Here is a 12,912-nt window from a genome sequence, read left to right as displayed (position 1 = left end):
TGTTTATGCTTTATTACACGCTGTATGGGGAATGCGGTATGAACCGCCTTCATCTCAGGTAATGCCGTACAAAATGCTGATTTTGATGTTTTTTACAAAAAAAATGCATTTCATAAAAAAATGTCTGCTTTCCGGCGTTTCATGGGTATGATGGATGACATGAAAAACGGCCAGAACGACCAATACGCCACTCGTAAAACCCTCATCGCGCGGGTACAGAACCAGCAGAATGAGCGGGCTTGGGAAGAATTCATCGAAATCTACCGGCGGTATGTGTATGCCGTAATTCGGAATATGAATATATCAGAGGCTGATGCGCAGGACATCCACCAGAATATCATGATTAAACTCTGGGAAAAACTTCCAAACATTGAACTGGAACGCATTACCAGTTTCCGGGGATACCTCAGCACCATCACCAAAAACGAAGTGCTGCAGTTTATCCGTTCCAGTCAGCGCCGTGTTGCCCGCGAGGAAAAAGCAGCAGCGGATTCCACGCTGAGCTACCTCGACAATATCCGCCTGCCGGAGATCGATAAAATTGCCGATCAGGAATGGCGTATCCATCTCACCAACCTGGCCTTGAAAAACATAGAGTCCCTCTTTTCAAAAAATGCCATCGAGGTTTTCCGCCTCTGCATTCAGGGATGGAGCACCGAAGAAGTGATGTCGCGCACGGGACTTTCGGAAAGCACCGTCAACACACTCAAGTCGCGCGTCAAAACCCGCTTTAATACCGAACTGGAGTTTCTGAAACAGGATTTGGAGTAGAGAGAGGTAGGGATGGCTCTCCGAGCCGTCCGCCCTGCCGCACCGCACAAGCGCAGAGCTGTTCCACCGAGAGGCGCGCTCGGAGAGCGAGCCCTACCTAATCCACCCGGATAAACTCCACATCCGGCGCATGTTTCCTGAGATATTTATCGGGGTGATCCAACGTATGGAAAACCTTTTTCACCTTGAGCCGGTCAAAGACATAGAATTTAAAGGATGGAATGGTTTTAAGACCGGCAATATTCAGCTCGTCGACCAACATGCCGCTGATCCGTTCAAGATCGTTCAGTCCAGAATCGCTTAAATCCAGCGAATGCAATTTAAGAGGCCGCAAGACGTTGGCCTGCCTAATCGTTACCGGAATAGGCATAATAAAGACGGAATAGGGTTTTCCCGCAAGAGACAGATGCAATCCTTGCTCACCGGAAACCAGCTCCAGGCTGTTCATGGATTTTTCAGTATAGGAAAGATTATTGAGCGTATCCAGCATGACCTCAACCACCGGCAGCAACTCCTCTGCCGGCATCCTCGGGTGTTCGCTGAAATAGTAATAGGCCATATAGTAGGCCACGTTCCGGATATGGCGTTTAAGTTCATTGAGCAAAGATACCATTTCAGTGGCACTCAGCCATTCCTCGTCGGTTTTATTTGCTCCATATTGTTTCGCCAGATCCCGACAAGCCTCATACCGCTGGCTCACGGTGATCTGATCAAAACATGCCGCGGCCTGTCTAAAATCCTGCACCACAAAATGCAGCATAGCCAAATATTCGAGCATGACCTGCCGATTTTCAGGATCAGTTTCCTGCAGAAGGTGACTGTTAATGGACTTAATCTTTCCCGGTGCATTCAGGAAATCTTCATCATTTATAAAATCCAATGCAGTCGCCCGGATACTGTCTGAAAGGGTGCGCGAAACTTCTGTTTCCTCTTTATACAACCTGAGGTTTTCCTCCGCTTCGCTCCGGGCCGCTTCGGCCTGTCGTTTTTCCCCCACCACCCGGACGAACGCACCAACCCCCAGCAGCAACAGAAGAATGGAAGATATTACCGCGACACGAAAAGCAAACTTCCGGCGTTTGATCAACAGCCACAGCTGCATCAGCCAGCCCGCATCCTGGGCCTTGGTGGCAAACCCCATCAGGTAGCGGTCGAGTTCATCACGGAAGGCCTGCACACTGACATAACGATCTTCCGGCTTCAGCGATAACGCTTTCATCACAACCGCCTCAAGCCCACTGGCAATCGAACGCCCCTTCAAGGCTCGGGATGGGGCAATAATATTCCCCGCAAGGGTGCGTTCAGCGACCTCCGTCATGGACGTGCCGGAGACCGGCGGTCGAAAAATAAGAATAAAATACAGAAGGGCTCCCAGCGAATACACATCGGTCTGTGCCGATATCTGTTGACCGGGTTTCACTTGCTCCGGAGCCATAAACCCCGGTGTTCCCTTTACTACCCCATGCCGGGTCAGATCATTGAGTATATCTCCGTTCGGCAATTCCTCAGCGGGCAATTCATCAGTATCCAATCCATCATCCGACCGGATAATTTTGGCCAACCCCCAATCACACAACAACGCCTCACCGTAAGGACCGACAAAAATATTTGCAGGCTTAATATCCAGATGAAGGACCCCTCTGGAATGGGCATAGGCGATTCCATCACAGATTTTAACGAAAAGCTCCAGCAGACGGGACAGCGGAAAGCGCTTCACATAATCCTCATCACCCCGCTGAATCCTTCGGATAATGGTCTTCAGCGTATCGCCATGAACATATTCCATGGTGAAAAACGGATCGCCGTTTTCATCGAGCCCCTCATCGTGAATGGAAAGAATGTTGGGATGCTGCAGGCAAGCCGTCAACCGGCCTTCACGGAGAAACTGCTCTTTCTGCTCTTCTGTTGCATCCTCCAGCGGTTTGGCCAGCGCCACCATACGGTCGGTATGCAAATCACGCACTTTGTAGATACGCTTTTCTCCGCCCGCGCTGACAAAGGTTTCATCCGTATAATGCCCGTGGGCTTCGCGCAACGAGTTCAGGATAGGAAGAAGATACGTCTGCTCTGCACCCTCCATATCCCCGGAATCTTCATACAGCGATTCCAGGTCGGGCAGCCGATCCGTTAATTCCTGTTCAAGCTCTGAATAGTCATCGCTCATTTCGGGAGTTTCGCGCATTTCACACCGCTATTCAATAGAGATGCGCAGGCGAATATACTGCTCACCGTCATCGGCCTGCACCCGGTTGGTTACGGATTCAAATCCCGGCTCGAGGCTTCCTGTACCGACTTCCATATATCCATTGGTGTTCCAAATATTGGAAACAAGATTTGTGCTCCGCTCCAGCCAATAGGCCAGTCCGCGGCTGTCGGCATCGGTGCGCCGGCGATAGACATATTCCATCCAGTTTGTTCCGCCAATCTCAATCATTGAAGACGCCGGCATAACGGCATCAGCATCGTCATTGGTCGGATTGCCGCCCAGACCGTATTCCAGCAACTGATTCATGCCATCGGTATCGGTTTGGGCAAAATAATTCGTCTCCGCACCCACCAGTCCAAATTCATCGCTCCACGTGTCATACGCCGGTACAGGCGCCGGAGGCTCTGAACTGTCCGGAAGCACATCGTCAACCGTTCGGCCGATTCGAATTTCGTCATAACCCGGCCCCGCCTGGGTTTCAATGGTGAGTGTATTCAATGTGCTTTCATCGACATCCAACTCAACGGTAATTGCTGATCCCAATGTAAGGTTGGTCGAAACCGGATATAATGACAACCGGTCCTCTCCCGAGGTTCCGACATTGAACTCGATATACCCCGCCACGAGCACCGGAGTATTCTGGCTGATGGAAATAGAACCGCTGGATTCGTGGCGGCCGGATGCATCCCAGATACACGCTAATGCATTCAGATTATCGGCATTGGTGAAACCGAAACCAACATCACCATTAATATTATCGGGTGGGCTACCATCTTCCTGTAAGGCTCCTGACCCAATGGCGAATCCTTCATTTTCATTCGGACGCCAAAGCACGCTGAACCAAAGGTTCGTAGCTCCCAGATCGCCGGACAGCACGCGGGATAACGATTCTTTTCCTCCGGGCGAAACCCGTTGAAGCCGGTTACTTGAAACCGCCAGATCGCCCCAACTGTCACCGTCCGACACAATGGTGAAGTGATCATCCGACAATCCATTCTGGCTGCTGACCCAGACATTGCTGAATCCTAACCCTCCATTAAGGCCATGAATCTTCGTGCCAGCCTCATATTCAAACCCCTCATAGGCGAGCAGCTCGCCTGCTGGAGGTTCGGCGGCCACGTCAATATGAAGTATTGCCGTATCACTTCCACCGTTGCCATCAGAAACCTGCACATTGAAAATATTCAGGCCGGCAGCATCGGGCATTCCGGAAAGTTCCCCATTGGCCGCCACACTCAACCAGGAGGGCCCGGACAGTTTAGAGAAGGTCAGCGTATCCCCGTCCATATCATCGGCATCATCTGCAAGGGTATCCATATAGTCCTCTCCAACAATGCCGTCAGTTCCAATGATTGGATCAGCATTAAACACCGGAGCGTCGTTCACATTGATTACGGTGATCCGAAGTGTGGCCGTATTGGCATCCTCGCCATCGCTTACCTCAACCTGCCAGCTATTCAGCCCCACATCATCGTTGCCCGGCATTCCTGACAGCACCCCGTTGGTCGCCACGTTCAACCACGATGGACCGGAAAGCTTGCTGAACAGTAATGAATCACCATCTAAATCCACGGCATTGTCCGCCAGGTTACCGCTGTATGATGAATCCTGACCGCCCACGGATTTCACAACCGGGTTGGAGGTGAATATGGGCGGTGTATTTCCTCCCTGTGTCTGCGGCACGGCATCCGCCCATGGCGTACCGTACGACTGCCGTCCATACTGATCCACTGCCCGGACTTTATAGTAATAAATCTGCCCCGGAATGACGGCCGTATCCACATAAACAGCGGAGGTCACCAGCGACGCATTGATCTTAACAAAGTCATCTTCAATATAATCGGTTCGGTAAACATCATAACCCATCACATAGGTTTCCGGACTCGCATCCCAACTCAGTGCAATATTCCCCGGACCACCGAGCGCGGTTAAATTCTGAGGCATCGCCGGAAGATCAGGAAGGTCCGCGGCATATTCAACGATCAGCACCGGACTGTTGGTGGTTTCCGAACTGGAAATGGCCCGGTTTCCGTTACCCAGTTCCTTAATCAGTCCAAATGACACCAGGCCGGTGGATACGCCTTCCCCGACAAAAAACGAGCTCCACCCGGTTTTAATATCCTTACTGTCCAGAATAGGCCCATCAATTTCCGGACGGTTATTCCAGGTGAGTGTAGACTCACCCCACGCGGCATTGGTCATAGCATAAACCCCCAGCCCCCCTACCGTTCCGCCATTGGGGTTATGCAGGTTCAACGTAGCCGAAACCACCTGGCCGGTCACATTGACATCAAACATCATGTAACCGTGTTTCCTAACGTCTCCATTATTATAACTGGTAAACTTGATCGAGGTATCAGTGCCGAAATTCTGTGTGGCATAGGTTGCATTGCTGGCATCATAGTGCGCATACGTATCGGCAATCGGAGTAAAGCTTTGATAAACGGTCGTCAGCTCGGTTCCCGGTGTGAAACTCCATTCGGTGCCAACCACGGTTCCCGTCGGCGTCACTTCGTCAATCCGCCAGAAATAGGTCTGCCCCTCCACCAGTTCACCCGGCTCAAAAATATTGTTCACCTGATTGGTGCTGAACGTGAGAGCTCCCGAAATAGTGCCGAAATAAATATTGTGTGAGGTCGAATCCCGGCCGGCCAGCCACATCAGGTCGGCATCGGATTTCACGGTTATGGAACCATTGGGAGGAACCGGCGTACTGGCTTCCAGTGATTGGAAACCGGGAATCCAATAGTTTGTGCAGTTATGCTCATAGGCGCCGATATCCGGCGCACTGCCCATATAATCCTCATTGAGACCGGGAACCACCGTACCCTGGTCAATCAGATCCGAATCCGCCCGCGGGCGAAAATCGAGATTCTTCGGGTCACGCAGTTGCTTGTCTGCCGTATCGGACGGGTCTGGATGATGATATCCGTTCCAGTTGTTGGTGGCATTCCCGTTCAACGGCGTATAGCCGCTGCGTGTGGCCGAAATACTGTCGGAAAGATTGTTATAGGTGATGGTGTGACCATTCTTCACATCATTCGTATCCGACCCCATGTCGATCTTATGCATGTTATCGGTCGGGTCATGAGAGAAGAGTCCGGTATTATTCACAACGCGATGGTAGTCCCCTTTGATCAGCAGCGATGCCACGGCATTCCATGAAACAAAGTGATCGTCGGTGCCATTGATTCCGGCATTACCATCCCAGCGTCCGCCGACCTTCTTGGCATCATGGTGCCAGATATGATGTCGTCGTACGCCATCTGATCCGCCCCCGGCCCCGTTACCCCCTTTGCACTGCCACGCGGTTCCATCGTTCTGGAAATAGCCGAACCAATACGCACGCGACCACTCCACATCACAGTTGGAATGCTTGGACATCACCTTTGAACCATTGGTATGGAAGGTGTTTCGGCGCTGCACACTTTCGTGATTCGAATTCATGTTCAACACAAAGGAGGCCATACCGGAAAAGCTCCAGTGGTGAAACAGATTATTATCCACCACATTCTGAAACCCGTCATCCATATCGACCAGCGCATCCGAATATCGGAAAATGCAGTTTTTGATGGTGTGGTTCGATCCATCCGTCAGGCGGGTGGTTCCCTCGCCCAGCGGCTGCATGCGGGCCTCGCCGTTGACCATGTTGTAGGTATGTTCCCCCAGCATCCTCGGAAACCAGGTGGGATAGTCAAAAAGACAGTCGTCAAACGTCAGATATGACTGGTTCGGTGCATTCACCGTGCAGGCAAAGAAGTCGATATTTTTCACTTCGATATCCGAACTGGATCCACCAATCGACAATCCATAATCAATCGATTTTCCACGAATGTTGAGCTGGTTGGGATCCTGCCCGCCTTCCGGCCAGAACCAGACCAGCCCTGAGGTTTGGTCATACCACCACTCGCCGGGAAGATCCAACGCGTTCAAATGCTCAATCAGAAAGGGACCCGCCCCTTTGTCGTGCGGGTTAACCACCGGCTCATAGGTCAGCGCATTGCTCCCGGCAGTATGCGTGAGGATGTTGCGCGAAAACTGTGATTCGGAGTGGAAATTCAGAATAATCGAGCCCCCCGAAAAACTAAGCCCCTCAGCGGCCAGGTCGTGATAAGCGGTATGATTGGTCAGAACCCCGGAATCATTATGTACATTATACATCTGCCCCCAGGTGCCAATATCCCACCAGCTGTTCTCCACCGGATCATGGCCGTTGGCCTTCAGCTGGATCGGATCGCACGGATGCCCCACCGTCACATTCGGCCAGCGCGCCACCACCTGCATGCGGTCATCCACAAAAAGCTGCCAGATATCTTCGCTCGCTGAAGTCACCCAGACCGAATGCCCATTCAAATTCGTTGCCGTCCAGGTTCCAACCATTGGAATCGTGCCATCGATGACCGGCTGCTCACCGGCATAGGCTTCAATCGTCAGGCCGGTGCGATTGGTAATGCCCACCTCTTCATGATAGCGCCCACCGCGGATATAGAGCGTATCCCCGGATGACATTTCATCAATACCTTTCTGAATCGTCGCGAAGGCGTTCCCTACGGATTTCCCGTTCGCGGTGTCATTGCCGTTTGTGGCCACATAGTAGTCTGTTGCATGCGCAGCCATAGCACAGGCAAAAATCGATAATATAAGGGATTTATTCACAGGTATCATCCGCATCCTCTTTTGTTCATTGCACCTTTGCGACACTATTTTGTTAATGCCGTAAAATCGGGAGAATTTGACGAAAACAGCTAAGAAACGTTCAATGTAAGCACTTATGGAACACTCACCTCAACCCTGAAAAACTCCTCTGGTTTTTTGGCAGGCAGCGGAACCTCCACTTCAACGCCCGGCCCGGGCACCAAATTGGTTTCCGTGTTCCAGACCTTGGAAATCAGGTTGGTCGATGATTTAACGGCATAGTTTCGATTCGTGGATGTTCCAAAGGACAGTCTGAAATCTGCGCCGTTGGTCACACTCGCGGATACGGAAAAAACCGAATTGGAATCAGTGGGATCCGTATCGCCGACATATTCGCCATAATTATCCACGCCATCCAGATCGGCATCCGTATTATCGACGATGTGCCCGAAATAATCCGTTTCCCACCAGTCGGGAATAGTATTGGTATTCAGATCGGCGGTATCCGAAAAATAGGTCACGGCTAGATAGGGCACGTTCCCCGACTCTTCCGCATGCCAGTTGAGCGCCCCCGAAGCAGATGTTGACAGGGCAACCGACCAGACCCCCTTGCCCGTAATCCAGCTCGACGAATCAAATTCAACCCAGTCCCCGGCAGAAGCGGTCACGGAATCAAAAACAGCACCGCGCACCGGGGCATTCGAGCCCACGAGCGTTGGCGCCGTCCAGCTGTTGTTGGAAACACTGTGCATTGACGTATCCGGAATATCCTGTGTGGCACGGATAAAAATCCGGGCCGAATCAAACTGAGCCCCATCCAGGTTGCCGGTATCAAACTTCAAATAACTGAAACGGGTTGTTCCGCGCACTTTAAGGATCGTTTCGCCGTCATGGTTAACCCCTTCATTATTGCCCTCCTGCACCCAGGAATCCTCAAGCACCGGCAGGTGTGCAACGGCAATTTTAGTAGAAGGTGGCATTGCCCCGCCGGTCAGAAAACTGCCTATGGTAGGCGCCCAGCTCGTCCCATACGTGTTCGATGCCTGAGCTTGGAAATAATACTGCGTATTCGTGATCAACCCGTTAAGCGGAAGGTCGAAAGCATAATCCTGAACGCCCATATTGACCGTATTGGTTGCCCCGGCTTCCGGCCACCAATGAACCCATACCTGTGAGGCCGTTCCTCCATCCGTGATCTGTCCGCCAATTACAGCGGAATCTTCCGTAATATTTTCAGCCGGAGCATTTATAATCCCCGGAAGCGTTGCGGAAACGTCCGATGCCGCAAACGACCAGACTGCGCCCTTGACGGTACCCGTTACCGTAACGCAATCGATGCGCCAATAGTAGGTCTGCGCATAAAGCCCCAGCGGATCATATATATTGTTTACCGTGTTTCCCCGGTATTCGGGCGACACATGCGTGGCATTGAGAACGGCATTGGATGAAGTTCCGAGATAAACATGATTCGAAAGCGTACCCAGTGCAGGATGCCACATCAGCGAGGCTGAACCTTTGGCATCAGCCGTCCCGTTTGGCGGAATGGGTATCGAAGCCTGTTCGGCCTGATGACCCGCAATCCAATAGTTGGAATCCCCATATTCATACGCACCGATATCGGGTGCACTGCCCATATAACCGTCCGTTACACCGGGAACGTTGGTGCCGGCATCAACAATATCCGCGCCGGGCAATGGACGGAAGTCGAGGTTATCGGGATCCCGCAGTTGTGTTCGAATATCTGCACCGGTCGCCTGACTGTTCCAGTTATGGTCAAAGGTGCCCGGTACATCATTGATCCCACTGTTGCTGCCGCCCATGCGCGGCGCAATATTGTTGCGCGTAATCGAGTTTGTATTGTGGCTGTATGGATCCCCGCCGTGCTCTACCACAATCTCGTTGCGTGATTTACTGTATATGCCGGAGTTATTGTAAACCTCGTTGTTTTCATGATTCCCGATATAGACAGTGGAATTCATGTTCGGCCCCCAGCCCACAGAGTGGTGAATCAGGCCGCCCTGACCGCCTCCTCCATCGAAGCGGATACCCAGGCGCGACCAGTCATGCACCCAGTTCCAGCCGATATTTGCATTCAACTGATTCGCCACCATCACCTGAACCATGGCACCATCGTGTTGCTTGTAGCCGCCGTTATAGAAATTATTATATTCCGTGGTTGCGGCTTTATCCTGCAGATAGCCGACCGATGCCCCGAAACTGTGCAGCGTATTTTTACGAAAGCTATTCCGGTTGCCGTTCATATAAAGTGCCGCCATAACCGACGGCAGTTCGGAAACACTGTAGTCGATATGATGAAAGTAGCAGTTCTCTACCGTATTGTCGTCGCCGTTCACATAGATGCCATGGCCGTCTGAGTAAGCGAAGGTACAGTTAAATACGATAGAGTCATCCCCATCCAGATGCGTGGTTTCCGGAGCCCCAATATTACGGAGCATGCGTTTCGTACAGCTGGGATAAAGCAATTCACAATTTTCGACCCGGGCACGCAGGCAGTTATCCAAATGGAAAGTCCCTGCAAAAAAATCGATGCCCGAAAGCATCAAGTCATCACAATTGCTTGCCGAGAAACAATACGTGGTATGTTTGCCCCTAATCTCCAAGCTCGCCGGGGTTACTCCCCCCGGAACCCAAGCATAAAGATTTGACGTTACCGTATCATAGAACCACTCATTCTCCGCATCGAGCAGTTCCAATTTGCCTTCGACAAAATAATAGTGCTCCTTGTCTTTATAGCCCGACGCAGAAACCGGGGCATGGGTGAACATATTGGAACCAGGGACATGCGCATCCACAACACGCGTCCAGGTTCTGAAACTGCCCAGGTTCAGCACCGCAATGGCATTGCTGATATCCAGCCCCGATGCGGCTAGATCGATTCCATTATGCGGATGATCATATACCGTTCCGTTCACATCCCAAGGTGGATTATCCGGGGAGAAATTACGTTCTGATCGTCCTTCCGCCCAATGATCCGATTCCCACTGCTCCCACAGATCTATATTCGGGTCCGCATTCGGCCAGCGGGCAGGAATCAGCATTTCACCATCGGCAAACAGCTGCCACACATCTTCGTTCAGGGTCGTTTTGTAGATATTTCCAGAATGCAGCGTCCAACCATTGGAAATAACCATGGAGCCATCCAACACGACGGTTTCATTGCTGTAGGCCGAAAAGGTTAATTGATCCGTATTTGAAACAGTAATTTCCTCGTGGTAGCGCCCGGTCCGGATGTAGCAGGAATCCCCGGGTACCATGCGGTCCGCGGCATATTGGATGCTCGCAAACGGAGCCGAAAAATCACCCCCGGGCCAAACATCCACCCCGTTGGTTGAAACATAATAATCTGTTGAAAAGGCCGAAAGAGTACAAAGCATGGATACATGCAGTACATATTTAAGTCGTCTATTCACTTATTCCCTCTTATTTACGTAAGTATATTCAGTTGTTGAGGTAATCCCATTCAACAGTGGCGTTTTGATAAATTCATCAAAAATAAAATCAAAACCCCGTAAACAGGCGGTATTTATTGATTAGAAGCACCCAACCATCACTTTAGGAATGTACAATGAAACGGAATGCAATTTTAACGATCATGATTCTCGCGGCAGCAGCGGCGACGTCTGCGCTAAGTAAAGAAACGCGCCCGAATATCCTTTTTATCATGACCGATGACCAATGGCGTCCGGAGTTCAACTTTCTCCCTGAGGGCCGGGATGAAGACGGCAAACCGAAAAACCTGACCCCGACCATTGATCGCCTCTCCTCCGAAGGCATTATTCTGGACCGGATGTATGCAACATCCACCGTCTGTACCCCGAGCCGGTTTAGTGTGTTGACCGGAGAATATCCCAGCCGCAGCCAGGACAAAGGATTCCTGCAGGATATGGAAGCCTTCGGAAACCAGCCGAACCCGCATTTCAATGTTCATGTCACCCCGGGCAAGGCGAATATCGGTAGTGTGCTCAAAGAAAACGGCTATTTCACCGGCTTTGCAGGAAAAAACCACGTACTCCACAGCGACACCATCAAAGTGCCGGGCATTTCGCCCTGGCGCGATGCAGATCCTTTTGATGCAAAAACGCAGGAATTCCTCGAAAGCAAGCAGGCTGCTGAAGTGGCCAGCGTCCTGCAGAACGGATTTGACTATGCGGCCAGCATTTATGCCGGCAACGTTCCGGGCCATATGCCGATTAAGATGGAAGCCCATAATCAGGACTGGATCACCAAAGGCGGCCTCGACTTTCTGGAACAGGCTGAAAAACAGGACAAGCCGTTTTATCTTCATTTCTGTTCCACCCTCAACCATGGTCCGGGTCCCGCAGGGCACAAATACTCCGCAAATCCGCGCTTTACTCCTGCAGGCGTGCTTGGAGAACCGTTGCAGGTCCAACCCGCACGAAACACCATTCCCAAACGCCTCAAAGCCGCCGGATATCCGCCCAAAGGTGACCATGCCGATGCGTTGTGGCTCGACGACGGAATCAACGCGATCATTACGAAGCTTGAAGAAATGGGTGAACTCGACAACACCATCATCTTTTTCTTTGTGGATAACGGCATGGGGGCCAAAGGTGCACTCTACGAAGGTGGCGCCCATGTGCCGGCCTTTGTCTGGGGTAAAAACCTGAAAGGGAAACGTCGCGCCGATCAGCTGCTGGCCAATATTGATTTTGCGCCGACCATTTATGAACTCTGCGGGATACCGGAATCCAAACAACCTCCAATGGACGGAACCAGTTTTACCAGTGTTCTCCAGGGGGATAGCAAAGAGGTGCGGAAAGATGTACACCTGCAGATCGGTTCATCGCGTGCCGTGTTAAAAGATGGGTTCAAATACATCGCCTGGCGTGTACACCCGGATCGGGAAGAAAAGTTTGATATCCCGAAAAACGGCGAACCCAAACCGCTTTATCATATTGCCTCCACACGAGGCGGCCGCGGGCTGGAAAAGAAGATCCCGAAAAACTATGCGGCGTATTGGGATATCGATCAGCTCTACGATCTTTCCAAAGATCCGAAGGAACAGAAGAATCTGGCCAATCACCCGGAGTATGCACAGAAGTTGCAGCAGCTCAAACGGACCCTGATGGAACAGCTGGAAGGTCAGCCCGGGACATTTGCTGAATTCAAGCCGACAACTAAACTTTCAGGAAAATAGTTTCCAGAGATTGGAACATTAAAAGGACCGCCACCTCACGAAGCGGTCCTTTTTTGTATTTTTTCTGATTTCTGTATAAAATCGCCCCTTAGGTGGAGTTCTATAGTTAAACCATTTTTTA

At 51.3% G+C, this 12,912-nt stretch carries 5 protein-coding genes; 2 read left to right on the top strand and 3 right to left on the bottom strand.

Annotated features, from left to right (window positions below; translation table 11 throughout):
* Nucleotides 1-141: 141 nt before the first annotated feature.
* The gene (locus tag E9954_RS23920; protein WP_168442550.1) at nt 142-771 is read left to right on the top strand and encodes an RNA polymerase sigma factor; all 630 of its coding nucleotides are present in this window, start codon (nt 142-144) and stop codon (nt 769-771) included.
* Nucleotides 772-868: 97 nt separating this feature from the next.
* Here the strand turns inward: E9954_RS23920 and E9954_RS23915 are convergent, their stop codons facing one another.
* From E9954_RS23915 to E9954_RS23905, 3 genes are all read right to left on the bottom strand, one after another.
* Nucleotides 869-2,935 carry a serine/threonine protein kinase gene (locus E9954_RS23915; protein WP_168442549.1) on the bottom strand — a complete coding sequence of 689 codons (2,067 nt, stop codon included), beginning with the start codon at nt 2,933-2,935 and terminating at the stop codon, nt 869-871.
* Nucleotides 2,936-2,962: 27 nt separating this feature from the next.
* Nucleotides 2,963-7,594 carry a CBM96 family carbohydrate-binding protein gene (locus E9954_RS23910; protein ID WP_168442548.1) on the bottom strand — a complete coding sequence of 1,544 codons (4,632 nt, stop codon included), beginning with the start codon at nt 7,592-7,594 and terminating at the stop codon, nt 2,963-2,965.
* Between the two features lie 152 nt (nt 7,595-7,746).
* On the bottom strand, nt 7,747-11,043 hold the full coding sequence (locus E9954_RS23905; protein ID WP_136081794.1) for a CBM96 family carbohydrate-binding protein: 3,297 nt from the start codon (nt 11,041-11,043) through the stop codon (nt 7,747-7,749).
* A gap of 155 nt (nt 11,044-11,198) precedes the next feature.
* On the opposite strand from E9954_RS23905, the gene E9954_RS23900 reads away from it, so the two are divergent.
* The gene (locus tag E9954_RS23900; protein ID WP_136081793.1) at nt 11,199-12,791 is read left to right on the top strand and encodes a sulfatase family protein; all 1,593 of its coding nucleotides are present in this window, start codon (nt 11,199-11,201) and stop codon (nt 12,789-12,791) included.
* Nucleotides 12,792-12,912: the final 121 nt, after the last annotated feature.

This window comes from Pontiella desulfatans (assembly GCF_900890425.1).
Lineage (GTDB): Bacteria > Verrucomicrobiota > Kiritimatiellia > Kiritimatiellales > Pontiellaceae > Pontiella > Pontiella desulfatans.
This window is presented reverse-complemented; position numbering and strand designations above follow the sequence as displayed.